This window comes from Desulfobulbus oligotrophicus, from assembly GCF_016446285.1.
GTDB classification, from domain to species: domain Bacteria; phylum Desulfobacterota; class Desulfobulbia; order Desulfobulbales; family Desulfobulbaceae; genus Desulfobulbus; species Desulfobulbus oligotrophicus.
Genome location: NZ_CP054140.1, coordinates 318,956 through 342,551, shown reverse-complemented (window position 1 = coordinate 342,551; position 23,596 = coordinate 318,956). Strand labels below are relative to the sequence as shown.

General features: G+C 57.6%; 21 protein-coding genes, 1 tRNA gene and 1 pseudogene. 7 read left to right on the top strand and 16 right to left on the bottom strand.

The genetic code is table 11. The features are described 5' to 3' along the window. Positions 1-75 precede the first annotated feature (75 nt). Positions 76-1,677, top strand: coding sequence for an ATP-dependent nuclease (locus HP555_RS01550; protein ID WP_199263468.1), 1,602 nt, complete (start codon positions 76-78; stop codon positions 1,675-1,677). Next, complete coding sequence (locus HP555_RS01545; RefSeq protein ID WP_199263467.1) at positions 1,670-2,758, top strand: UvrD-helicase domain-containing protein; 1,089 nt, start codon at positions 1,670-1,672, stop codon at positions 2,756-2,758. The genes HP555_RS01550 and HP555_RS01545 overlap by 8 nt, the downstream gene beginning before the upstream one ends. A 251-nt stretch (positions 2,759-3,009) precedes the next feature. On the opposite strand, the gene HP555_RS01540 is transcribed toward HP555_RS01545, so the two are convergent. The 16 genes and pseudogenes from HP555_RS01540 to lexA all read right to left on the bottom strand — a co-directional run bounded on the left by HP555_RS01540 (position 3,010) and on the right by lexA (position 18,176). Further along, complete coding sequence (locus HP555_RS01540) at positions 3,010-3,930, bottom strand: ArdC family protein (protein WP_199263466.1); 921 nt, start codon at positions 3,928-3,930, stop codon at positions 3,010-3,012. A 53-nt stretch (positions 3,931-3,983) separates the two neighbouring features. Beyond that, complete coding sequence (gene radC / locus HP555_RS01535) at positions 3,984-4,463, bottom strand: RadC family protein (RefSeq protein ID WP_199263465.1); 480 nt, start codon at positions 4,461-4,463, stop codon at positions 3,984-3,986. Between the two features lie 76 nt (positions 4,464-4,539). Further along, on the bottom strand, positions 4,540-6,840 hold the full coding sequence (locus HP555_RS01530; RefSeq protein WP_199263464.1) for an SNF2-related protein: 2,301 nt from the start codon (positions 6,838-6,840) through the stop codon (positions 4,540-4,542). Positions 6,841-6,920: 80 nt separating this feature from the next. After that, the gene (locus tag HP555_RS01525; RefSeq protein ID WP_199263463.1) at positions 6,921-7,487 is read right to left on the bottom strand and encodes a hypothetical protein; all 567 of its coding nucleotides are present in this window, start codon (positions 7,485-7,487) and stop codon (positions 6,921-6,923) included. An 81-nt stretch (positions 7,488-7,568) separates the two neighbouring features. After that, a pseudogene (locus HP555_RS01520) lies at positions 7,569-8,615 on the bottom strand (DUF6094 domain-containing protein); the annotation flags it as partial. An 11-nt stretch (positions 8,616-8,626) separates the two neighbouring features. Then, positions 8,627-8,836, bottom strand: coding sequence for a hypothetical protein (locus tag HP555_RS01515; RefSeq protein WP_199263461.1), 210 nt, complete (start codon positions 8,834-8,836; stop codon positions 8,627-8,629). Then, positions 8,833-9,207: a hypothetical protein gene (locus HP555_RS01510; RefSeq protein ID WP_199263460.1), complete on the bottom strand. Its 375-nt coding sequence runs from the start codon at positions 9,205-9,207 to the stop codon at positions 8,833-8,835. Before HP555_RS01510 ends, HP555_RS01515 begins: the two co-directional genes overlap by 4 nt. Before the next feature lie 91 nt (positions 9,208-9,298). Further along, positions 9,299-9,694 (bottom strand): single-stranded DNA-binding protein, encoded by a 396-nt coding sequence (locus HP555_RS01505; RefSeq protein ID WP_199263459.1) that lies wholly within the window; start codon positions 9,692-9,694, stop codon positions 9,299-9,301. Positions 9,695-9,786: 92 nt separating this feature from the next. Continuing rightward, positions 9,787-10,023, bottom strand: a complete 237-nt coding sequence (locus HP555_RS01500; RefSeq protein WP_199263458.1) for a hypothetical protein — start codon at positions 10,021-10,023, stop codon at positions 9,787-9,789. A 33-nt stretch (positions 10,024-10,056) separates the two neighbouring features. Next, positions 10,057-11,028: a hypothetical protein gene (locus HP555_RS01495; RefSeq protein WP_199263457.1), complete on the bottom strand. Its 972-nt coding sequence runs from the start codon at positions 11,026-11,028 to the stop codon at positions 10,057-10,059. Positions 11,029-11,122: 94 nt separating this feature from the next. Then, entirely contained in the window at positions 11,123-11,818 is a 696-nt protein-coding gene (locus tag HP555_RS01490; RefSeq protein WP_199263456.1) for a hypothetical protein, read from the bottom strand. Positions 11,819-12,321: 503 nt separating this feature from the next. Further along, a tRNA-Val gene (locus HP555_RS01485) sits at positions 12,322-12,396 on the bottom strand. Between the two features lie 127 nt (positions 12,397-12,523). After that, on the bottom strand, positions 12,524-15,526 hold the full coding sequence (locus HP555_RS01480) for a DNA polymerase III subunit alpha (protein ID WP_199263455.1): 3,003 nt from the start codon (positions 15,524-15,526) through the stop codon (positions 12,524-12,526). Then, entirely contained in the window at positions 15,523-16,719 is a 1,197-nt protein-coding gene (locus HP555_RS01475; protein ID WP_199263454.1) for a DNA polymerase Y family protein, read from the bottom strand. The genes HP555_RS01480 and HP555_RS01475 overlap by 4 nt, the downstream gene beginning before the upstream one ends. Positions 16,720-16,731: 12 nt before the next feature. Continuing rightward, on the bottom strand, positions 16,732-17,523 hold the full coding sequence (locus tag HP555_RS01470; protein WP_199263453.1) for a DUF72 domain-containing protein: 792 nt from the start codon (positions 17,521-17,523) through the stop codon (positions 16,732-16,734). A gap of 11 nt (positions 17,524-17,534) precedes the next feature. Continuing rightward, on the bottom strand, positions 17,535-18,176 hold the full coding sequence (gene lexA, locus HP555_RS01465) for a transcriptional repressor LexA (protein WP_199263452.1): 642 nt from the start codon (positions 18,174-18,176) through the stop codon (positions 17,535-17,537). A 211-nt stretch (positions 18,177-18,387) separates the two neighbouring features. Here lexA and HP555_RS01460 point away from each other — a divergent pair, with 211 nt between their 5' ends. The 5 genes from HP555_RS01460 (at position 18,388) to HP555_RS01440 (ending at position 23,596) form a co-directional block, all read left to right on the top strand. After that, positions 18,388-18,630, top strand: a complete 243-nt coding sequence (locus HP555_RS01460; protein ID WP_199263451.1) for a hypothetical protein — start codon at positions 18,388-18,390, stop codon at positions 18,628-18,630. Positions 18,631-19,354: 724 nt separating this feature from the next. Next, on the top strand, positions 19,355-20,095 hold the full coding sequence (locus HP555_RS01455; RefSeq protein ID WP_199263450.1) for a hypothetical protein: 741 nt from the start codon (positions 19,355-19,357) through the stop codon (positions 20,093-20,095). Then, complete coding sequence (locus HP555_RS01450; RefSeq protein ID WP_199263449.1) at positions 20,092-21,462, top strand: type IV secretory system conjugative DNA transfer family protein; 1,371 nt, start codon at positions 20,092-20,094, stop codon at positions 21,460-21,462. Before HP555_RS01455 ends, HP555_RS01450 begins: the two co-directional genes overlap by 4 nt. Then, a complete protein-coding gene (locus tag HP555_RS01445; protein ID WP_199263448.1) occupies positions 21,462-22,880 on the top strand; it encodes an HD domain-containing protein in 1,419 nt (472 codons plus the stop codon). Before HP555_RS01450 ends, HP555_RS01445 begins: the two co-directional genes overlap by 1 nt. Continuing rightward, the gene (locus HP555_RS01440) at positions 22,880-23,596 is read left to right on the top strand and encodes a hypothetical protein (RefSeq protein WP_199263447.1); all 717 of its coding nucleotides are present in this window, start codon (positions 22,880-22,882) and stop codon (positions 23,594-23,596) included. The genes HP555_RS01445 and HP555_RS01440 overlap by 1 nt, the downstream gene beginning before the upstream one ends.

The following is a 23,596-nucleotide window of genomic DNA, read 5'->3' as shown; positions in this document are numbered from 1 at the left end:
ATCACTTGGGCCGGTTTTGCCCCATAACTATTAACTTCAGATTCAAGTAGTGGATCTAGACATTGGAGGTATACCTTGATTACAAAAGTAAAGATTCAAGGCTACCGGATATACAAGAATCTCATCTTCGAGCCAAATCAACGCCTTAATCTCATTGTTGGCGCCAATGAGAGCGGCAAGTCAACTTTGATGGAGGCAATCGCCCTTGCCTTGACTGGGCGCATTAATGGGCGTACAGCCACCGAAGAGCTCAACCCGTATTGGTTCAACACTGAACTAATCAAGGACTTCGTCCGGAATCGGGCCGCTGGTAAACGAGCTCCGTGGCCTGAGATTCGCATTGAACTGTACCTTGATAATCGTAATGAACTGCAGCAGTTATGCGGTGCGATCAATAGCGAAGTGCCAACTAACGCATGCCCAGGCATAACGATGCGCGTGCTGCCAAACCCTGACTATGGTGCTGAACTTGAAGAATGGATAAAGAGGGCGTCAAATATCCTGCCTGTTGAGTACTACATGATCGATTGGCGCTCGTTCGCCGATTGCGTCATTACAAGTCGGCCAAAGCAGTTAGCGACAGCGATAATAGACTCGCGGACGGTTCGATCATCTAGCGGTGTCGACTACCACATGAGACACATTCTAAACGATGGCCTTCAGCCAGACGAACGCGCCGCGATATCCGTCGCATATCGCGAAATCAAGGCGTCAATGTCCGCTGGTGCTTTGAAGAGTGTCAACGATCGAATGACTAAAACGCACGCAGGTCTGCATAACCAGCCGATCACCCTCGAGATGGATCAAAGCACGCGAACATCCTGGGAAGGGGCGATAATACCACACGTTAGCAACGTGCCGTTTTCGATGTCAGGGCAGGGTCAGCAGGCGGCAATCAAGATTTCTCTAGCCATGAGCCGTCATTCCGAGCGCGCGTCCTTCGTCATGGTCGAGGAGCCCGAAAACCATCTGTCCCATACGAGCCTCACGACTCTCCTCTCTCGCATCGAGTCGCTTGCCGGCGAACATCAGCAACTATTTGTTACAACCCACAGTTCATTCGTGCTCAATCGCCTCGGGCTAGACTTCCTCCAGTTGCTCGGAGGCGATATCCCCCGCAAGCTGTCAGAATTGGATTCAGGCACGGTCGGCTATTTTCAGAAACTTCCCGGATACGACACACTTCGAATGGTCTTGGCGAACAAGATCGTGCTAGTCGAAGGCCCTTCCGACGAGATCCTTTTTGAGCGTATCTTTGAAGACAAATACGGAAAGCGCCCGATGGCGCTGGGCATCGATGTGCTCAGTATGCGCGGACTGTCGCTAGGCCGTTGCTTGGAGCTGTGTGCTGCGCTCGACAAGACTGTAGCAGCCATTCGGGACAATGACGGCGCTGAACCGGATGATTTGCGTACCTCACTTCAGACATGGTTGGTCGCAGGGAGACGCGAACTCTTCATTGGCGTCCCGTCTCGTGGGCACACCCTCGAACCGCAGTTGCTCTACCATAATGAAGAGGAGGTGCTCAGGAGGGTTCTTGGCGTTAGCGATGCGGCCAACTTGGCAGTATGGATGAAGCGAGAAAAGACGGAGACAGCACTTCGCATCGCCAGCGCTCAACAGCAAATAATTCCTCCAAAGTATATGGACGACGCGGCGACGTTTATCCATGGCTAACTTCATCATGCTCGCAGTTGCTGGGTCTCGCAAGACGCAGGGCATCGTCGAACACTGTGCCTCACTACCACACGATCGACGTGCACTGGTCTTAACGTACACGCAAGCCAACCAGTCCGAATTGCGCAGCCGTCTTGCGAAGTACGCGGGTGATCGCCCAAACATTGTCGTCATGGGTTGGTTTACTTTTCTGCTGCGCGAGTTTGCGCGGCCATTTTTGCCCTTTATGTTCGCCGGCGAGAGGGTTTGCGGCTTTAACTTTGAAGGCGAACCACACCGGATGGCCAAGGGTCGAAATCGTTTTCTTGACGCGCACGGGTGTGTCTACAGATCCGAGCTGGGACGCTTGGCGCATGAATTGGTCGGAGCCAGCAAGGGCGCGCTCTTGCGCAGGATTGAGTGTATTTACGACGAAATTCTCATCGACGAAGTTCAAGACCTGAGTGGCCACGATTGGGAAATTGTAGATGTACTTCTCAGCTCGGCGGCGGAGGTACGGATGGTCGGGGATATCCGACAGGCAGTGCTCTCCACAAATCCACGAAGCGGCAAGAACAAAAAGTACGCATATGCTGAGGCCGTGAATTGGTTTCGGGAACGCGAGGCGCTCGGCGTGCTGTCGATCACCGAGAATACAACCACGTGGCGTTGCCATCCCAAGATCGCAGAGTTCTCTGACACAATCTTCGACGCCAGTTGGTCATTTCCATGTACAAAGTCGGTGAATGAGAAAGTAACCGGGCATGACGGCGTATTCCTCCTCCGTCACGCACATGTCGGCGAGTATTTGAGGCGATTCCGTCCGCAGTGCCTGCGGGACAGTGCTAACTCTGGGAAGGCTTTCGACCTTGAGTACATAAATTTCCGACTCGCGAAGGGGATGACCTTCAATCGAGTTTTGATCGCACCGACCTCTGGCATCACGTATTTCGTGCAGACCGGCACATACCTGGATCCGATCCCGGCAGCGAAGTTATATGTGGCGGTGACTAGGGCTGCACAAAGTGTAGCGTTCATTATTGACAAACCAGGGAAATCCACGCTCCCTTACTGGGAACCCGAGTCGGGTGACCAACCATGATCTGTAGATGGACACTCACTGCGCTCGTGTACCTGAGGCCCACCGTTTTTCATGATATCTCCAGGAGACCTTGTCTTCAGCAACCTGTTTCTTCGTTTCTTCCATCACGCCGTTTCTTCTTTCTTGCCGAAGGCCCTGTTTCTTGCCTTTCTTGACCCGTTAAGACGGAAACAAAAAACGGCTGCCCAACCGTTATGGTCGGAGCAGCCGTTTGCGTTGCTGGGTTTTCTTCGTTTCTTGAGCGTTGTTTCCTATGCTGCCGCCGGCAGCGGTTCTTCTTGAACACACATAATCCCGGTCTTGTCGAGGACAAAGTCAGCGGCCTGCTGGGCCTTGGCAGCGGCGGTGAAGATAGCCTTGCTGTCACCCTGGAGGATCTGCAACCAGTGGTGGATATACTCCGGATGACGCATGGTCTCAAAGGGGATGCCGGTGTGGGCACCGAGGAAGGCCGCACCGATCTCGGCCACCAGTTCCTCGAAGGCATAGTCGAGATCACCGAAACGGGTGCCGAACACCCGGTTCAACCGGTCACGATGACCTGACCAGTGGCAAATCTCGTGGTATCCAGTGCTGAAATAGAAATCACTATGCTCGAAGCTGGACCGATGCGGCAGTAGCACCATATCCGGACCCGGCAGATAGCAAGCCTTGTTACCGCCATGCTTCAGAATCGGCAGGGCCAGGATCTGCTCCGCCAGTTGGTTGCATTCATCCGCATCTGGTGCTTCTTCTTTAACCAACGGCGGTAGGTCCAGCCCCTCGCACTGCTCCACGTTGAACACCGTATAGCTGCGGGCAAAGGGGATCAGCTTGCGCTCCTGTTGGTCATCGGTGAGGGCATCGGGTGCCGCATCGCCGTCCCGGTCCCTGGCGGGCAGGAACTTCCAGAAGACAATGGATGCCCCTTTTTCACCCTTGCGCACATGGCCGCCCAACTGCTCAGCGTTGCGAAAGGTGAGCCAGCGGGGATCGACATGCCCTCGGGCCAGGGCCATCAGATTCAGCAGTAGCACGTTCATCCCTCGGTAGGGCCGATTGGTGAGCGCATTACGAAACGGTCCGTAATGAACCGTTTGCCAAGGTTTGGCCCAGGGATTGACGCCGTCTTCCAAGGCGGTGATGATCTTGGTGGTGATTTCTTCGTAGATGGATATTTTTTGATCGTTCATGGTTTTGCTCCTTTGAGTGCAGGGGACACCCATCGGGTCGTCCCCAATGGGTGTCATGCGCTGTGATGACCGGTTTCAGAAAGGGAGAGGATCTCATCGCCTACGATCAGATGATCGAGCACCCGTACGTCGATCACCTTGAGGATCTCGGTCAGGGTGCGGGTGAGTTCCAGGTCTTCCTTACTGGGCTGGATGCCGCCGGAGGGGTGGTTATGGGCAATGATGACCGACGCTGCATTGAGCGCCAGTGCCTCCTTGACCACCTCGCGGGGATGGACCGAGTTGCGATTGATCGAGCCATGAAACATCTCCCGCCAGGCCAATACCTGGTGCCGGCTGTTGAGAAACAGGCAACCGAACACCTCATGCTCCAGGCCGGTGAGCTTGAGCCCGATGGCCTCCTTGGCAGCGGTGGGCGACAGAATCGCAGTCCCACGCCGGAATTGATAACCGCTGAGCTTACGAGCTTCAGAGAGGATGGTCTCCTTGGGTGCGGGCTGATAGACGCCGCAGAGATCTTTGATGTAGAGCATGTGTGCCTCCTATGGACGAGGCACAACAGCCCATTGGGGCAGTGTGCCCCGTCAGGGTTTTGAGTTCAAAAAGTGTTCAAGCAGCCTGGCGGACCTCGGCCAAGACGAAATGGCCAAGGTGGGGCGGCTTGTAGAGACGAATGGGTTTGCGGTTGATCTCACCATGACCCTGACGGTCATAGCTGCCGATCCGACGATCCTGCCAATAGATTACCCCGGCTTGCATCCGGAAGCGGTTGCCGTCCACATAGGCCACCGCTGTGTTGCCCCGGAGATAGACCCGACCCCTGATCACCAATTCGTGGCGGACCATGGCGGTCTGCCCATCGGGGGAACTGATGGTGGTCGTGGTGGTCACCCGGGTCTCCTCGGTGGCGGTCACACTTTCGGGCTCATCGAGATCGAGCACCGAGGCAAGTTCCCGCTGGCGATACCTGCTCCAGGCGGTGTTGACATCCTCCACCGGCTGCCGGCCGGTGAGGGCCTTGGCCAGCTCGTAGAACATGCTGTTCTCCGATTCGGAAAGGGCTGCCAAGCCTTGACCCGAGAGTTCGCCTTCAACCGCGAGCGAGGTCTCCATCTTCTGGGCCATGAGGCTGAGCGCCTTGTCCTGCATGGTTTCGGCATAGGCCAGGTAGAAGACCCGGACCGGCAGGTTTTGGCCAATCCGCCAACTACGGCGGCTGGCCTGTCTGAGGGTGAACACCGAATAGCCGCACTGGAAAAAGACGATGGTCGGGAAGTCGAGCAGATCCAGACCGGTCTTCACCAGGTTGGGGTTGCAGAGCAGGCAGTCGTACTGGCCGGTGGCGAGGTTTTCTTTGAGCCAGTCTTCCCGCTGTTCCGGTTTGACCGCCTGCCCCCGGAGTACCAAAGGGACAAAACCATGGTGGTGTAGCTTGTCCACCAGGGTGGGCACCAGGTCACGGGTGCCGGTGTGTTCAAGAAAGACCGCCACCTTGCGGCCCTGCTTGCGTTCGGTCGTCAGGATCTCCAATAACCGCTTTTCCTTGGCCAGGAGGTTGATCTCCAGGGCCGGAGCCGAGGCGATCAGTTCCTCCACGCCGCCGCGTTCGAGATAGACCCGTTCGCCGAAGCGGCAGCCATCCGGATAGGCCAAGAGGCTTTGCAGCATCTTGCCCAACAGTCGCATGTCGCCGCAGGCCAGCGCCTTGCGGGTGGCAGCGACCAGGGTGTTGGAGAGCTCGAAATAATGGGTTTGGAGCGCGTCATCCATCGGAGTGGTGACGATGATTTCTTCATAATCGGGCAGGGCCTGGCTGACGTCGTTCAGCCGGACAAAGGCGGAACGCTCCAGGAGCAGATCCGGAAGCAGCAGGGGGGAAATCCCCGGCGCCTCTTTGATCCGGGCCTTGCCGGTCTTGCGGCCGATGCTGGCCTGATTCCAGTCCGGGCCCAGATCATCGGCCTTGTAGGTGCGCTCCACCACCCCATAGCGTTCGGCAAAACCGAGGGTACGGCCGTATTCGAAACCGGCCTGCACCATCTGCCGGGGAAACATCCGCCAGAGGAGGTAGAATAAATCACGCGCAAACCCACCCATGAGGGTTCCGGTCAGTGCAAGCACCTTGCGGGAACGGGCGATCAGGCAGGACATCGCCTGACCCTGGGCAGTGCCGCCTCCCTTGAGTTCATGCACCTCGTCAAGGATGACCAGATCAAAGAAGCCTTTGGGGAGATAGCGTTTGATGAACTCGGCCTTGGCATAGCGCCGGTTGCGTTCACCGTCGGCTGACCACATCCGGGCCTGGCAATGTTCGCAGACCGGGGCCGGGTCGCTCAGATGCATAAAGACCTGAGCACCGCAGTCCGGGCAGCAGGTTGCCCCTTGCCGGACCATGAGGCCGGGTTTGCGCTGGTAGTGCAGCTTGGCCCGCTCCTTGCCCAGCACCCAGATCTCGGTGCCCCGTGGTTGTGCAGGTTTCTGTTTATGATCGAGTAATAAGGTCATATCCCGGCCGTTGAGGTTGATGCAGGTGCAGCCGGCAAGGGTTGCTTCCGCCTCCCGGATCCACTTGCGCACCAGATGACCGGGGCACTGAATGAGGATGCGTTTGGCCGGCTTGGGATCGAGCGCGGCCACTGCCAGGCTCATGATCGTCTTACCCGCTCCCATCTCGCCCACCAGGAAGGCGCCTTTGCGGTCCTCCTTGTAGAGCGTTCGGGCAATCGGCAGGATGCCGCATCGGATCTGGGCCTCAAACGGGGTACGCTTGAGTTGGCCCAGTTGTTCGCGGGCCTGTGCATCCCACTGATCCTCCGCCTTGGGCTGATAGACCGGGTGCATGGTGGTGATGACCTGGGACTTGAGCACTTCGCCCCACTGGTCAAGAAAGTCGCTTAAAGGGATGTCCATCGTCTGTTCTCCATGGGGAAGGCAGACGATCCCCTTCAGGGGAGCGGATGCCTCCCCTGATCGGGTTGTTGTGTGTTTGATTAACCGAGATAGCCTTGCCGGATCCCTTCCAGTATCCGTTCTTCCAACTCCTCCTCCTGCCAACTGATCTTCCAGGCCTGCCGCAGTTGCAGATTACCAAAGGAGTAGAGCCGCTCCGGTTGCAAGACCTCGTCCCATAACCAGTCATGCCACTGGGGTTTCAGCGGCATGGTGGTACTGTTGTCCAAACGGTGATAGGCCTGCTGTTTGACTGCTGGCATGTCCTCGCCAAAGACGATGACCGAGCAGGCGGTTTCGGCATGTTGGGCTTTGCGTTCGAACTGTTCGGCGCTGATCAGCACCTTGTTGACCACATCGCCGATCTTCCGCGCCCGGATGGAGCGGATGGTTCCCGGGGTGCGTCCCAACTCCAACGGAGTGGGTTCGATCCCGGAGATCCGGCTGAAGCCGCCGTTGTAGAAGTGGGCCGAGGTTGCCTGGATCTGGGCCGGGCTACCGACCAGACTGAGCAGATAAGCCCGCGCCTGATCCGCCTCGATGCTGGCGATAAGGCCGTCGCAGTAGGTGACAAAGCCGTTGCTGCGGATGGTGAGATAATCGTGCATGATGCCTCCTGAAAAAAAGAGGGAGACATCCCCACCGGGGAAGACTCCCCCTATGGGTTGGTGCGATGAAATTCAAAAAATTCAGCGGATGATCAGCATCTCGGCCTTCGCCATGTCGATGGCCTTGACCGTTGGCTGATACAGGTCACGGGTGGTGACCATGGTGTCACCGCTGTTGTTCTCGGCGATGGAATGGATTTTTTCCGTCTTGTGGACAACGCCCTTGATCACCAGCCGGTGACCGTCCATCTCGATCTCGCCGTTCATGTAACCGCCGGCGAGCATCAGGGCCAGGTGCCCGTTTTTCAACGGCGCCAAGGGCCGGATGGAGTGGCACTGTCCGGGCGCCAGATCGTGGGTGAGCAGATCCGCCAACAGCCCGCTCTTGCGGACCAGGGGGATCGCTTCCCGGGGATCGATCCGGCTGCACCGGAAGGTGCAGGGATGTTTGGGCGCAGGTATTGCCAGCCGTTCCGTACAGCTTGCCAACTGCGGAGCCGTGGCCAGAAAGATCTCCGGCGCCACGCCGGCGATGCAGTTTAACTCCTGCTCCGCCTTGGCCGCCTTGGCCTTAGTCACCAGCGAGCGTTTCCGCCCCAGTACCAGACACTGGTGAAAGATGTGAAATTCCTCTTCCGGAAAGGCGTAGACCTGAAGGTCGTTAAAATGCCGGGCCAAAATCGGCGCACAGGCGGCCAGCACTGTATAGGGGACAACCAGCACCAGCCGGCCGTCCTTGTGCAGGGTCTCCTGGAAGCGTTTGAGAAAGAGCGCTTCCAGTCGCTGGGCCTGAGCCTCCGGTTCCAGACTGTAGTCATAGGGTGGATTGAGATAAAGCAGGCCAAAGGCGCCGGGCGAGATCCGCATCTCCACCAGGGCGTCGCCCCAGAGCAGATGGTCAATTCGTTGCCGTGCCTCGGTGGCCCGATCATGATCCAGTTCAATACCATAGGTGATGGCGCCGGAACCTTGTGCCAGTGCGGCAAGGGTTTGTCCTTGGCCGCAGCAGGGGTCGAGAATGCGGGCGCCGTCTTCAATATCGAGCAGTTGTTTGAGTTGGCCGCAGACGCTCTCCGGTGTCGGATAAAAGCCGGCCTTGGCCTGTGAACCCAGTCGTGCCATGGTGTTCTCCTGTTTGGTTAGGGCATGCGTGCCATTTCGATCTCAACCACAAAATGGGTAAGTGCAGTTTGACCAAGTTTGAAGGCATCCAGGCCCTCTAATCGGGCCAGGTGCAGCAGGTCGGTCAACAGATCGATGATTCCGGTTTCAAGCGTATCCAGTGGTTCGCCTTTGCTCAGGCAATACTGATCAAGTGCCTGTCGGGCGGATTCGGTGCGTCGTGTCATGGTCGTTCTCCCTGGCTGTCATGGATCTCCAGTTGTTGCCAATCAGGGAAAATGTGTTCCAGCATGGTGCGAGCCGCAGTGACTGTACCGTTGGATGTCACCAGATCTCGCAAAGCAACAAACAGGTCCGGGGCGGCTTGGAGCAGTCGGATGTTGCCGGCTTCATGCCGGGCTACCAGCAGACTGCGGCAGTCACCTTCCTCAATGGAGATATCATAGCCCTGGTCGCACCATGTCTGTTGCTCATGGTGGGCCTCACGGATGACATATCCACCTTCGGTGTCCGGATGGGATGCGATGGTCCAGGGAAAAGGCGTGCAGAACGATGGTTCTGCATGTTGATGTTCCTGTTGGTTGGGTAGGTGGTTCATGTGATTCTCCTGATGGTCGGAATGATAGGGCCCGAACCCCACGGATGTGGAGTTCAGGCCTGAGGAGTTGTGTGGCAGCAATGTGTCGCAATCAGAACGGCACGTCGTCGGAGAGAGGCGGATCCTGGCCGTCTTCCGTTGGGGCCGGAATATCGGTTCGTTCGCCGCCGCCCAGCATTTTCATCTCACGGGCTATGATCTCCGTGGTGAAGCGGGTGACACCTTCCGTGTCCTGCCATTTGCGGGTCTGCAAACGGCCTTCCAGGTAGACCTTGGAGCCTTTCGAGAGGTACTCGGAGCAGATCTCGGCCAGGCGGCCGAAGGCAACGATACGATGCCATTCGGTCGACTCCTGCAGCTTGCCTTCGTTATCCTTCCACCGTTCGGTGGTGGCGATGCGGAAGGTGGCCACGGCGACCTGGGTCTTGGTGTAGCGGGTGTCAACGTCCGCGCCTAAATTGCCGATCAGCATGGTCTTGTTCAACATGGTGGTTCTCCTTGAAGAAAATGGGGCAGACCTTTCCCCACCACGGGGAAATGTCGAGTGCCCTGATGATGGGTACAGGTGAATCGAAACAATCAGTAGAGTTGCCGTAAGCCCTGGCGTTGCTGCTCGAACTGGGCAGCAATCATTCGGATCTGATCGATCTCAAGCGGGGTGACAAAAGAAGGAACATCGAGGTCATAAACCTGGATGTCCAGTTCTGCCGATGCGTACACCGCTTGGATCAAACCGCCCTCCACATGAATAAGAACACGCGGCAGGGGGTGGTCAGCCGGACCGGTTGCCACGTTTGGTTCAGGATGCGAGTGCATGGGATCTCCCGGGTTGAGGTTGCCAGGGAAAATTCAGGCCGCTTTCTTGATTGCCAGGAAGGCGTAGGAACTGCTCTTCTGAAAATCATTGAGCGAGTGACCGTAGCCCCGAAGGAACTGGTTGAGCTGGTCCGTATCCAAGGACTTCCTGGTCCGAACCGCCTTGCGCAGCAGATGACCGTAGGCCTTGACTGGACCACGCTGGTCAACGATGGCCAGCAGGTTGTTCTTGCGACAACTGACCTCGGCCTCCAGGTCCTTTTGCTGGTGTTGCAGTTCCAGCAGGATCTCGACACTCTCGGTCAGCTCGCGCACCTCCTGAGCCTCGAACTTGGGGCAGTCCATAAGGAAGGGGCAGTAACCGCAAAGCGGTCCTGCCTCCATGGCGGGAGTCGTCAAATCGCCTGCGCTGTAGGCCTGATATTGGTTCCAGATGGTGGTGGCCCGGTCGATCAGGCCGTGATAGATGGTGTCTTGGGGGGTGTAGCCACCGAACAAACGCATTCCCTGAGCACCGAAGTTGACGGCCAGAATGGCGCCTTTCTCCACGGTGTAATCGGGGAAGCTGTCGGCCAGCAGGCCCATTTGCAGATAGAGTTGGGTCTCCCAGGCACCGTAGGGGTGTTCGGGGATGTTCTCCGGTGCTTTCACTTCCAGGACTGCCATGGTCTTACGCACTTCCGAGACGAAGACAAAATCGAGATGGGCCATGACCGGGACAGCGCCCGTATGTCGAACCTCAGTTTGTCGTTGGAAGTTGCTGAATCCGGCAATCATGAAGGCAGCGGCAACCACTTCCTCGGCCATGTGACCGCGCCGCTGCCGCAGCAGGGTGACCAGGTCGGCCTCCGGGGTATGGAGTTTTCTGAGAATGGTCTTTCGTGGGCAGGCGCCGATGTCGGAAGCTCCGAGATAGGTGCTTCGATCACCGAGCGTTGCCTCGGTCTGTTGGATGGCAAGTTGCTGCAGAGCGGCCTGCAGGGTGTGCATTAACTGGTCTGACATGGTGGTATCCTCCTGAAAAAAATGAGGGAGGATACACGGATTCCCGCCGAGGGAATGGTATCACTCCCCCTTTGGTTGGGTAGGGTTGAGCTGGTTACGCTGCTTGCTTCATCCAGGTTCTGCCGGTCTTATCCCATTGAAAGCCTGCGGCCTTGAGCAGTTCCTTCTTATCGAAGAGATGGTCGCCGATGGCGATGATCACCCCTTGACGATGCTCGAAGCTGACGCCGGCGATTTTGGGCAGGGTTGCCGAGGGATCGCTCGGGTTGGCAGGTGGTTCAGCGGGTTGGCTGGTTGTGGATGCCGGTTTAGTTTTCAGTTGAGGGTTGGATTGCGTTGCAGGTGGCTGTGTTCGTTGCGTTCCCTGAAGGTAGACGTTCTTCAACAGTCCCTTGTAGGCATCGCTGCCGATGGACAACAGTGACATGCATTTCTGGATGGCATCGGTGATGGCCCCTTTCTGGGCATCGCCGACATTGCCTTTGACGATCTGCATCTGTCCCTTGTGTGAGCCTTTGCAGAGCCAGTCACCGTCGATCTTCACATACAATCGAACCTCGGCGACCGCCTGGGACTCGAAAATCTCCTCCTTGGTCAGTTCGTACCGCCAATTCTCCGGTCCGAGCACCTCGTTGACACTGTCAAAGACGTACTGGGGCCGAAAGCCGTACTTGATCTGACCGATCACGTTGCCTCCCTTGTCGGTCATTTTGATTTCCTGAATCGCTTCGATGCCAAATGTTCGCAAGCGTTCGTTGATGGATTGGATCTGTTCCTGCAATGATGCCATGGTGTTGCCTCCTATGAATTTTGGGGAGCAAGACGACATGGCTCCGCCGGGAGCATGACGTAACAGCTCCCGATGGATGAGCGGGGTTGGATGTGTATTGAAAGGCCGATAAAATCAGTCGTTCGAAGGACGCGCAGAGAGAATGCGGGGTCGAAAAGACGGAGAAAGAGCTATCGGTTCAACGGGAAAAATGAATGAAGGGGAAACGAATCGATTGATTCGTTTGCAGGGATGCATGCGCGATTCTCCTAAGTCAAAGAAAAACGTTCGCCTTTGCGATTAAACGCCTCTGATTTGGGGGAAAGATAGCGCAGCTTGCTACCTGAAATTCAAGAATACGAATACCGTATTCAGCTAAGCCCTGGGAAGGGATATCTCATTGAAAATGAGTCGGAAATGTAGAGATATAATACTTCGTCTTCTGTAAATGACAACCTAATTGCTCTGTTGTGCCAGTACGAATGATGTGGCTCGAAGATTCTGGAAGTTCCAACTGATACAATTGGTGGGCGATACAGGATTTGAACCTGTGACTTCCACCGTGTGAAAGTGGCACTCTCCCACTGAGTTAATCGCCCATACCACTTGAAAATATATCGGAGAATGACACGGCAAGGCAAGCGATTTTAGATACTGATTCTTTAAATAAGGAGCCAGTGAATGCAGTGGCGTAGAAACTTGTGTCTGGAGAAGCTAATGTTATGTCTATCCCCCTTGAATGATGGCCCTTGGCGGCACAGCGATCTGTTGAATTGTTAAAGTCCTTGCCCCAAAATCTTCCTCCAGATACCCATCGAGCAACAAGGGTCCTCTTCTGTCCAGCAGATGGCAATACCGCTCATATTCCCTGGCGAACAAGGTGCACTCCACCAGGTTGGTTTCATCTTCGAAGCTGAGGAACTCCATAAGGTCACCCTTTTTGGTGCCGACGATCTTGCCGGTGATCAGCCAGCCAAGAAAGCGAACCGGCCGGCGTTGACTGATGAAACGATCCGGGAGACTGAGTAGTTCACGGGCGGTCAGGGCGCCAGCCTGTCGCCTCTGGGGAGCAAAGAGGGTGACGGGGTGGTGCTCGCACAGAAATCCCAGTACCCGGTATTCGTTGCGCAATCGTTGCAACCGGTCTTCCGGGGGGAGCCGTGGTGGTGCCGGATCAAGGGGGAAGAGTGAACCCGTTTGCTTGGTGCTCTTCCGCCAGGAGGCCAGCAGCCAAATCAACACCCCCCTGTTAGCAGTCGCGATCGACTGAAAGCCATCCAGGACCCCGGCGTGGACAAGTGCTTCCGATTCATCAACCGAAGGCTGCACCCGGCCCAAAAAATCAAAGACCGAGACAAAGGGGCGCCGGCGTGCTTCGGTGACAACCCGTGCCGCAGTGGCGCTGCCAAGCCCGGCAACGGCCATCAGGCCGACCCGGAGATACTTTCCCTGTCCCTGCCAGCTCACTTCACTCGCGTTGGCATCGGGCCGCAGGATGGTCAACCCCAACCGGCGAGCTTCGGAGACATAGGCGAAAGTCGAATAAAACCCGCCCTGGTTGGAGATGACCGCGGCCATGAACTCGGCTGGATAATGGGCCTTGAGATAGGCCGACTGGAAAGAAACCCGGGCGTAACTCGCCGAATGGGGCTTGCAGAAGGAATAGCCGTCGAAGCTCATCATCATGGCCCAGATGCGACCGGTAGCCTCCTTATTCACACCACGTTCCGCCGCAGCTTGGAAAAATCGCTCCCGATAATCCCTGAGTTGCCGCTCCTTGTCTTTTTTCGACATGATCTTGCGCAGCCGGTCGGCATCGGCATGGGAAAAACCGAACGCCACTGCCACCCGTGACACGTCCTCCTGATACACCATAATACCGTAGGTCTCGTCGAGCACCCCACCCACCAGGGGATGGAGCGGCTCCCACGCCCCGCCATGCAGGCGGCGCAGGTATTCGCGGATGAACTCGTTGGCAGCAGGCCGGATGATCGAGGAGTGGAGCACCACATGCTCGAAATCTCCGTGCCGGGACCGCTGCTGCAGGAGGCGGGTGGCCGGGCTTTCAATGTAGAAGCAGCCCATGGTCCGACCTCTGGCGACCATGTCCTGGGTAGCCGGATCGTCCTCGGGGATCCAACGCCGTTCATCCATGGTGGAGCCGTTTCTTCGGACCTGATCGATGGCATCGCGGATCACTCCCAGGCTGCGGTTACCGAGCAGGTCGATCTTGACCAAGCCGGCCTCTTCGGCCCCGTCCTTTTCCCACTGGATGATCGGCACGCCTTTGGCGGCCCGCTGCACCGGCGCATGATCGCACATCGGGCCGGGGGTAATGATGACCCCGCCAGGATGAACCGAAAGACAGCGCGGCACGCCGCTGATCCGGGCCGCCAGGCGGAGGATTTCCGGCCAGGGGTCGGAGAGATCGGCCCCACGCAACTGAGGCAGGCGCTGCAGCTGTTCAAGGTACCCGTCTTCCGCTGTGTCCGTCCGCCAGATCCAGGGTATTTTTTTGGTGATTCGGCTGATCTCGCCACCGGGGATGCCGAAGACCTTGGCCGTTTCCCGGATGGCCATCCGTGGCTGCAGGGTCACGTGATTCGCTACCATGGCAGCGTGGCAGCCGAATCGGTTGAGCACCGAGGCCAGAATCTGATCCCGCTCGTCCCAGGCGAAATCGATATCGATGTCCGGCGGATCCGTGCGGCCGGGATTGAGGAAGCGTTCGAAATAGAGATTATGGCGGATGGGGCAGACATTGGTGATTCCCAGGCAGTAGGCCACCAGGGAGGCCGCGCCGGAACCCCGGCCGCAGGTGCGGGCCACCGGGCCGACAATTTCGTGTACCACCAAGAAATAGGAGGAGAACCGCATAGAGGCGATGATCGCCAGTTCATGCTCCAAGCGGGCGGTTACAGCCGGGGCAAGCGGCGTATCGTAACGGTTCCGGGCTCCGGCATAGGCCAAGGTGCGGAGTTGCGCGTCAGGATCCTCTGCCGGCCAGGGGGGCATGATCAGGCCGGCAAAGGGGGTGCGCAGGGCGCATCGCTCCGCGATCCGGCCTGCGGCAGACAGGCATTCGGGCCACAGGTTGAACCGTTGCCGCCATTCATCCGCTGCCGGGAATGATGAGGACATGGTGAGCATCTCGTGTTGCGGCAGCCGACAGAGGGAGCTGTTGCGATCAATGGCCCGTAGCAAGCGGTGCACGGGAGCATCATCAGGGGAGAGGAAAAAACTGTCCTGCACGGCAGCGGCGGACAGGCCCAGGCTGCGAGCCAGGCGGCGCAGTTCGCTGTTGTGCTGGTTAGGCTGTCCGCAGATCGCTGCGTAAGTCTCGGCCCCGATCTCCCGGCAGTGTCGGAGCAGGTCCCGGTCTGGAGTCAGGCACACCAGTCCGGAATGCCGGGTCGACAACGAAGAGGCAAGATCAAACCCCGGTTCGCAATGGCGGGCGGTGAGGAGGCGGCACAGGTTGCGGTAGCCATCTAGGTCCTTTGCCAGGCAGAACAGGCGGTAGGACCCGGCCCGGATCTCAGAGCCGATGATCGGCCTGATCCCTTCTTGCTCACAGGCGGCAAGATAAGGCCATAGCCCATAGAGATTGTCGGTATCGGTCAGAGCCAGGGTGCCATAGCCCTTCTCTCTGACATCGCGGCACAGCGCCCTGGGGCCGGCCGTGCCCTGCATGAGCGAAAAATGGGAATGGAGGCCAAGCGCGATCATTGGAGTGATGCCGCCGTCCGCTCTTGGAGTGGCTGCCGGCAGCCGCGCAGGATCTTGTCCTGGCCGTAGAGGGCTCGAATGGCGTCAAAGGCTTCACTGAGTCGCTTGTTCTTGTGCAGCCCTGGATCGGCAGTCGCAAAGAGGGACAGTTGCTCCACCGGGTGCTGGATCAGGGAACAGGCGATGGTGATCTGCCGCAGCCGGACCCGCCGATGCCAGCCGCGATAGAGGGCGGTGAGGGCCAGTTGCTGGAGCGCCGGGTCATCGCCCTCCGGTGTCTTGGTCACAGCCTGGCGGGTTGTCACGACCCCGTCGGAATAGAGCAGGGTTACCGCCACCCGGCGGCAGCCCAGATGGCGTTGGCGCAATCCATGTCCAGCCAGTTGGGCCAGGGTGGCGAGGGCGGCCCGCACCACAGGTTCCTGGTTGGTATCAGGGGAAAAAATGTGCAGGTGCGTATAGGCGGAACCTGGAGGGCCGGCTGGCTGGACCGGGCTGGGATCGATCCCCCGGACAAGATGGTAGATGTGGTGTGCCCGGTGATCGCACAGCACACTCAACTCCTGCGACGAGAGCGCGGTCGCCTGATGCACTCTGTGGATATTGACATGCTGCAGCCGGAGCAGGTCGGCGGGGGGGATTCCTGGTAGCAGGCCCAGGGGCAACGGAGCGAGGAAAGGTGTCTCTTCGCCTCCGCCGACGATGTACTCCCCCCGTGGCTTCACCAACCGGCTGGCCACCTTGGCCACCAGCTTGTTTGAACCGATTGACCAGATGGGATCCAGCCCCAGGTCTCGGCGCAGGGTGTTGCGCAGCCGCCAGCCGATGTCCGGCGCCGGGCCGAACAGCCGGTGGGTACCGGTGACATCGAGGAACAAGTGGCCGTTGCCGCAGGAGCGTTCCACCAGGGGGGTATAGTGCAGGGCGTGCTCCAGGCAGCGGTTCAGGGCTTTGGAATACTGTTCCGGGCGGGGAGCCAGGACCAGGGCGGAACGACAGCGGCGACGGGCCATGGCGAGCAGCATGCCCTTGCGGACGCCGTCGGCATAGGCCTCGTCGCTCATGTCGAAGACTACGGCGCGGGGAGAAGGTTCAGCGATGATCAGCGGTTTCCCTTTAAGGGTCGTGTCGAGAACCCGCTCCACCGCCACGCTGAAGTCGGCGATGTTGAGATGGATGATCCGGCGTTCCATTGAGCAGGCACATCAAGAAATCATCCGGGCCATGGTCCGGGCGTTGCGCACCGCTTGCCCTGCAACATGGTTGTTGAAGAGGATAACGCCGGTGTTGCAGGCCTTCCGCATCCGTGGGACACGATCCCGGCTCCACTGGGCCAGGTCCTCTTCGGTATAGTCGTAATTGAACTGCTGCTGTTTGGACCTAGAGCGCCAGCCCCGGCTGTTGCGGCCATGGAGGCGGAGATAGAACAGTTCCGGGTTGGTGACCACGTCAAGAGACGGGAACAGATAGGGCAGCGAGGGAGCGTCGACACTCACCAGCGTGATGCGGCGCTGTTCCAGCCCCTTGAAAACACTGTCCTGTGCCCAGGAATGGTGGCGGAACTCCACGGCCAGCGGCAAGGGCTGGAGGGCGTCGAGGAGGCTGGCCAGGTAAGAGCGGTTCTTGGTGGTCCGATGAAAAAAAGGAGGAAGCTGCACCAGCACGCTGAGCAGCCGGCCGCTGGTGAGCAAAGGCTGAATGCCATGCCGGTAGAGTTCCGCTTGGGATCGCCAATTGTCCTCGACCTCATGCGTCATGGTGCGGGTGAGTTTGGCGCAGTAGAGCAGCCCTGCGCCATCGCCGGCCAGCATCCGTTCCATGGTCTCAGTCCGGACCATCTGGTACCAGGTATAGTTGAGTTCCACCACCGGGAACAGGTTGCGGTACAGTTCCAGCATCCGGGCGGATTTAGTGCCGGGCGGGTAGATACCGGCTTCGATCCATTCCGGGTAGGAAAATCCGCAGGTGCCGACATAGACCGGGGAATCCACTGCCATAGGGAGGCCTGCTAGAGAGCTGCCAATTGCTCGGGTCCGCGCTGGATGCCGATGACCTTGCCCTGGATCAGGACTTCGCCCAGAGAAAAGGACATGACCGAAAAGTCATCGTTCTCCGGCTGGAGATCGATGTGGTCCCCTTTATAGAAGAACCGTTTGACCGTGGCCTCCTCGTTGTTAATCAGGGCGACCACGATCTCGCCATTGGCAGCGAACTGCCTCGGCTCACAGATGGCCAGGTCATTGTCGAGGATGCCGACCTTCTTCATCGAATCCCCCTGGACACGCAGGGCAAACAGGTGCTCCCCCCGAAAGACCGTACCATCGACCAATAGGCTTCCGGCCCATTCCTGCTGGGCATAGAGCGGCAGGCCGGCCGCCACCTCGCCGATGATGGGCACCATCCGGCTCATCGAGGTCAGTTTGGGAGCAGTTTCGCCTTGTAACACGACGGTGCGACTGTAGCGGCCATTGCGTTTAAGGAACCCCTTGTCCTGCAGCGCCCGGAACAGGCTGGCCACGGCCGCATGGCTGATGCCCTGTTCCTTGGCGGCCTCACGCAGGGTGGGCATCTTTTTCCCACGTTGCATCCGCTCCTGGAGGTAAACAAGAAAATCATGCTGCCGGGGTGTCAATGTGTCTGGATTGTGCATCTTGCGGCCTCAATGTTTTTAACTTTTTGCTCAATGTAATAATACATTTTGAAAAATGTCAAGATTAAGAACGCAAATGTTCACGGAAAATCTGGCTGAGGAGATGATTGATCCACTAGCAGGCTGTTGAAAAACTCGCAAACATCGGGACATGCAAAAGGATACCGTGTGTTATCCAACCAATTCGAATAACAAGTAAACAGGTGGAAAGATGCGCGGGCCTGACATTCAGCAACAGAAATTGTTCAGCTCTCTCTCTCCCGACTCCCGGGTTCCACAAACGCATCCCCCCTTACGTCCTGTCCGAATCATGGCTGACAAGGCGCTGAAAGAACTCTCCCCCGTGTTTCGGGAACTCTACTCAAGGACAGGACGACCATCGATACCACTTGGGCAACTGCTTCGCTCCCTGCTGCTGCCTACAACATGGTCCGCATGCGCAATCTGGGGGTAGCTCCCTTTGGGTGAGGGGGAAATCCTCATCAGAACGGCTTCATGTGCCTCAGAGAATAAAAACCGGCAACGCATCATGACGAAAAACGGTCAAGTGCTCACTGTCAAAGAGCTATCGAAGGCAAACAATGAACCCTCGTTGCATAATGTTTACTTTTTCAACAGCCTGCTAGACGGATAGAGAACTATCCTGTGTACAATTGACGCTTTGAACGATTAGAGAGATGGCCTTTGTAATAGGCCCCCTACCATTGGTGGCGTTGCTCCGCCGGCAGCCGGCCGAGACCCGAAATCGAACCCGTTGAGGGCACAGCAAGGCAACGATGGTTAATTCTCGTGGCACCATGCCAGCCCATCGTCCCATGCATTGGTGATGAGAAAAGAGAACACCGGAGCTCCGCTGTGAGTCCAGGGGATTCCAAACCACCGATTTTCTCTTACCAAATCGCATTGTCGGGAAAAACGAAGTCCATTGCAGAAAGAGACTTTTTTCAGATGAAGCCGATAGTAAAATTTGCTTTAAAGACAGTGCATTGAATGCATCACCCCCCGGCGTTGTCAGGTTAATATTCTTTTCAGGCATCCCTGAAACGCCCCCTGTTTTCTCCCTCAACTACCTCCAAAACGATGTCACGCTGCAAGTGCGATGTCATCACCCCGGAAAAAAGAAGAGAGACCGATTGGAACGGTCGCCTTTTCCATTCAGCCCAGGGAGATGATTACGCATGCAGTCCATCATTCTGTCTTTAGCCAGCCGATACACCCTTTCCACCGCCGAAGTCATCCAGGAAGTAGAATCCGCTTTTGCTCGCCAGCTTTCCCAGTGGTACCGGCAGGAAGTCATGGTCTTCCTGCGGGAAGGAATGCAACTGGAGGTTGTGACCTATAGCAAACTGAACGGTCTTCCTGTTCAACAGATCCTCGACCTTCCCGCCGTCCTCTCCCGCAATCAGTTCAAGGCCATTCTGGAAAACCACCTGGCCATGGCCGCAGTCATCAAGCAGGTCCGCCTGCTCAAAGGATTTGAGCGGCGATTGCTCTGGGGCGAGGTCGTTTGCAACAGGGTCGGTGACCATCTCCTGGTGGAAATCGAGATCATCCCAGACGAGCCCATCATCGCCACCTGTCCCCTCAACCGGATCGGCTTGCATGAACGACATGCTGGCCGATTACAGCCTGGTCAACGCCGGGCCTTCCACCTGCGCCGGGTCGAACCGGTGCTGGTCAATGATACCCCGCGAACGAAAGTCGTCCTTGACCGAGTCTCGAAGACCCTGACCGAGAATCTGCTCCGCCATTATCTGGGTGATAGGGCAGACCGATTTCACTTCCGCTGCCTGAAACGCTACGTCGGCCACAAGAGTATTGTCCTGACCACAAGAAGGTTGCCGCGTGAGGTGATCATTGCCGTGGACCGGGAACTCCAGGAACGAATCGAGGTCCGGATCGTCAAGGCCTTGTCATGAAGTCGAAAGATTCATCAGAGCCTAAGGAACGCTGGACCCATATCGGCACCGGGGTGCATCTTGATTATCCGCAGACAGTCATGGAACTGGGTGTTCCCGATAGCCACCGCAAAGGACATTTCTGGTGCTTCGGCACCACCCGGGTCGGCAAGACGCGGATCATGGAGCACATCATCGAGCAGGACATCTGCAAGGGGTATTCGGTGGTGGCCATCGATCCCAAGGGTGACATCGACCTGTTCTCCAAGATCACCCAACTGGCTCATGAGACCGACCGGCTCGATGACCTGATGCTGATCACCCCGATTTTTCCCCAGTACAGCGCCATCCTTGATCCATTGTCCTCCTACTACATGCCCGAGGAATTGGTGGCCCATATCACTGCCGGGGTGGCCATCGGCCGGGAACCCTACTTCTTCGGTGTGGCCTACGAGGTCAGCCTGGTGGTGGTCCAGGCCCTGATCATGTTGGCCGAGCAGGCCGGAACAAAACCCTCGTTCAATCTCAATGATATCAAAAACCACATCAGTCACCAGGACCTGGAACAGCTCAAGGAGAAGATCGATTATATCGACAGCCCGGAGGCCAAGCAGCTCTCCCTGGACATCCAGAAGATCCTCTCTACGCCGGCAGACTACTACTCCAAGGTGGCCAGTTCATTGCGGGTGGCGCTCACCGAGCTGACCTCAGGCAATGTCGGCAAGATCATCGGCAAGGCCGACGAGAATCGCTTCATTCAGCGGTTGGAAGAGGGCAAGGGCATCATTCTGGTGGTGCAGTTGGGATCACTGCTCACCAAGCGGGCCGCCTATACCGCCGGCAAGGTCATCATCTCCATGATCCAGGCCTTTGTTGGCCGAGTCTATTCTTCGGGAAGGAATGTGACCCCCTCGCTGGTGCTCCATATCGACGAGGCCCAGTCGGTCCTCTACCAGGGCATCGAGGACCTCTTTGCCAAGGCCGGCGGGGCCGGGGTGTTTATCCACGGCTACTGCCAGTCGATCAGCCAATTGTATGCCGAGGTGGGCGAGGATCGGGCCAACACTATCCTCGACAACTGCAACACCAAGATGTTCATGCGGGTGCCTGATCCCAGCACCGCCAATTATGTTTCCGAGCATCTGGGGGAAGAGAAGCGATTTTCGCCCATCATCTCGCTGGGTGGCAACATTGCTATTCGCGAGACCGAGGAGGTGCGGATCAAGCCGAGCGAAATCCTCAAGATGAAGCCCCGTGAACTCTTCCTCATCACCTACTCCGGGACCTACAAGGGGGTGACCGCCGACGTTGAAACGGGCAGGCTCAAGGTGATCTTTCCGGACCTGGCAGCAGAGACGATCATCAAAAAGCAAACTAAGAGCGGCTGATGCTGGGCATCTGGCCGACGATCATCCTGGGGGTGGCCTTGGTGTTGGTGGGCGTTGCCGGCGTACTGGTGCTGCGGAGTGAGGAGCAAGAACCCTCATTCCTGGAGCAAATGACGCTGAGTGCGCTCTCGCAGCGGTGGGTCCGACCCAAGCCGTTCACCCGGATAGAGGGGGTGAAGCATATCTCGGAGCTGGCCCACCTCTGGCGCAACGAGTTGGTGATTGCCGAAGGCATCGAGAAATCTGAACTGGTGCAGCCCCGCTCCCGTTCCTTTGCCGGCCAGTTGCGAACCTGGTCCTTCTTCAAGCAGGCCCCCGGGCAACGGGCGGTTTGCTTGGAGATCCTTCGCCTCCTCGACCGTGAAGGACAGTGCCCTTCGGTGGTCGATGTCCGGGGTGATGTGGAAGCTGCCTGGGAACAGAACACCTACCAGATCCTGGGCAAGACCACACTGCTTGATCATAGCCTCAATGTGGCTGAGCAGGTAGTCAAGCTGCTCTCGGGTCATCAGGCCTGGCATGTGATCCCGGATACCATGGTGGCCGCCCTGGGCCATGATCTGGGCAAACTCAAATCAGCGCGGGGCTCCCTCTATGCCCTGGGCGAGCATCCCCTGGCTGCCGGCGCCATCATTTCCGCCATTCCCGGGTTTAAGGAACTCGCCCGCAAGGAGGACATTCTCCGGGCCATCAAAATGCACCACAAGCTGACCGAGGGTCTATTGGGCAAGACTCTCAAGAAAGCTGATCAGCAGGCCCGGCAGCAGGAACTGGAGCGATGGGTGGGTGTGGAGGCAACCGAGGAAATCAAGGAGTCGCACCAAGAGAAAGCGAAAGAGAAGCCGCCAAAACAGTCATCCCGGGAAGCGGTGCAGCGGGTGCAGGCGGACATCTACGGGGAAACCATTGATCCTGCACCAAGCCGGGAAGAGATCGCACCGCCCCAGCGGATGGACATCTCCGGCTGGTTCGATGCCGCCGGCTACCTGGCCATGCTCAAGCCCTACATCAACCGGGTTGAAGGCCGGCGGTTTTTGGCCTTCTCCACGGCCGATGGTCTGGTCTATTTCCAGGTCAAGGTGCTGGAAGAGGTGGCCCGCAAACAGGCCCAAGAAGGCGGCTGCATGGAGATCGCCACCATGGCCCAGGATGATCCCACCATGCGCCAGGTGCTGTTTAGTGTTGTTCAGCATCTTCGTAAAGAGCATGAGGTGATTGCCACCCATTTGATCAAGGCCAGCTATTTCGGCGGCTACTTCCTGGTGACCAGGAAGTTCAACACAAAGATGCGGGGATACTACACTCCCTTTCATGCCGAGGCCTTTGGTTCCATTGCCGAGATGGAACGGACAAAACCGGAATTGCTCCGCGACATCCTCGATGTCAGTCCCTATACCGGCAGTGACCAGGTGAGCTGATGGCCAAGGAACGGGAAGCCAAAGGGGCAAACGAAACCAATGCCCAGATCATCACCACCGATGGAGGCCGGATCTACAAGCCGGTCAACCTGCTCAGCGCCATCTCCGAGATTCAGCAGTTCTATGTGATCGAGAGCAAGGGCCAGAACATACCAGCCGAGTTTCTCACCCTGGAGCGGACCATCGATTTCTTCAAGATCGGCCTGAAGAGCGGCTTCAACGAGGGGATCGCTCTGCTGCTGCTGTTCCCGGTGTTCCACTTCTACTTGTTCCCCTTTGTCTTTCTCCATCTCGACTGGTTCAGCCATCTGCTTTTTGGCTGCATCCCTTATTTGCCCCTGATCATCAACACCCTGATGTGCAGCTACATCAGTCGCTACTTTGTCGGCAATATTACCCGCAAGGCTGTCAACTCGCTGCTCTCCGGCCGGGCGCTCTCGCTGCTGCTCAAGGCCTTCCTGGTCTATGTCATCTATCTGGTCCTGTTTCGTTTGAGCACCCCGGAGAACATCGGCCGGCTGGCCAGCCAGTTTGGCGCAAAGGCCCACGATATCTACCACGGTTTTTTCGCCATCAAGCCGCACCTGGTGCCCCTGGCCACCAAGAGCAGTCTGCTCATGGTGCTGGCGGCGGTGTTTCCTTACGGATCGGTCTATCTGCTTGACTGCTGGCATCGCCACCGGATCAAGCGCAACTTACAACGTATTTCTGCTTAA

What these genes read in the sequence shown, in the direction of transcription:
- HP555_RS01545 (WP_199263467.1), top strand. Translation starts at nt 1,670, where the DNA reads ATGGCTAACTTCATCATGCTCGCAGTTGCTGGGTCTCGCAAGACGCAG.
- HP555_RS01540 (WP_199263466.1), bottom strand. Translation starts at nt 3,930, where the DNA reads ATGAACGATCAAAAAATATCCATCTACGAAGAAATCACCACCAAGATC.
- radC (WP_199263465.1), bottom strand. Translation starts at nt 4,463, where the DNA reads ATGCTCTACATCAAAGATCTCTGCGGCGTCTATCAGCCCGCACCCAAG.
- HP555_RS01530 (WP_199263464.1), bottom strand. Translation starts at nt 6,840, where the DNA reads ATGGACATCCCTTTAAGCGACTTTCTTGACCAGTGGGGCGAAGTGCTC.
- HP555_RS01525 (WP_199263463.1), bottom strand. Translation starts at nt 7,487, where the DNA reads ATGCACGATTATCTCACCATCCGCAGCAACGGCTTTGTCACCTACTGC.
- HP555_RS01515 (WP_199263461.1), bottom strand. Translation starts at nt 8,836, where the DNA reads ATGACACGACGCACCGAATCCGCCCGACAGGCACTTGATCAGTATTGC.
- HP555_RS01510 (WP_199263460.1), bottom strand. Translation starts at nt 9,207, where the DNA reads ATGAACCACCTACCCAACCAACAGGAACATCAACATGCAGAACCATCG.
- HP555_RS01505 (WP_199263459.1), bottom strand. Translation starts at nt 9,694, where the DNA reads ATGTTGAACAAGACCATGCTGATCGGCAATTTAGGCGCGGACGTTGAC.
- HP555_RS01500 (WP_199263458.1), bottom strand. Translation starts at nt 10,023, where the DNA reads ATGCACTCGCATCCTGAACCAAACGTGGCAACCGGTCCGGCTGACCAC.
- HP555_RS01495 (WP_199263457.1), bottom strand. Translation starts at nt 11,028, where the DNA reads ATGTCAGACCAGTTAATGCACACCCTGCAGGCCGCTCTGCAGCAACTT.
- HP555_RS01490 (WP_199263456.1), bottom strand. Translation starts at nt 11,818, where the DNA reads ATGGCATCATTGCAGGAACAGATCCAATCCATCAACGAACGCTTGCGA.
- HP555_RS01480 (WP_199263455.1), bottom strand. Translation starts at nt 15,526, where the DNA reads ATGATCGCGCTTGGCCTCCATTCCCATTTTTCGCTCATGCAGGGCACG.
- HP555_RS01475 (WP_199263454.1), bottom strand. Translation starts at nt 16,719, where the DNA reads ATGGAACGCCGGATCATCCATCTCAACATCGCCGACTTCAGCGTGGCG.
- HP555_RS01470 (WP_199263453.1), bottom strand. Translation starts at nt 17,523, where the DNA reads ATGGCAGTGGATTCCCCGGTCTATGTCGGCACCTGCGGATTTTCCTAC.
- lexA (WP_199263452.1), bottom strand. Translation starts at nt 18,176, where the DNA reads ATGCACAATCCAGACACATTGACACCCCGGCAGCATGATTTTCTTGTT.
- HP555_RS01460 (WP_199263451.1), top strand. Translation starts at nt 18,388, where the DNA reads ATGCGCGGGCCTGACATTCAGCAACAGAAATTGTTCAGCTCTCTCTCT.
- HP555_RS01455 (WP_199263450.1), top strand. Translation starts at nt 19,355, where the DNA reads ATGCAGTCCATCATTCTGTCTTTAGCCAGCCGATACACCCTTTCCACC.
- HP555_RS01450 (WP_199263449.1), top strand. Translation starts at nt 20,092, where the DNA reads ATGAAGTCGAAAGATTCATCAGAGCCTAAGGAACGCTGGACCCATATC.
- HP555_RS01445 (WP_199263448.1), top strand. Translation starts at nt 21,462, where the DNA reads ATGCTGGGCATCTGGCCGACGATCATCCTGGGGGTGGCCTTGGTGTTG.
- HP555_RS01440 (WP_199263447.1), top strand. Translation starts at nt 22,880, where the DNA reads ATGGCCAAGGAACGGGAAGCCAAAGGGGCAAACGAAACCAATGCCCAG.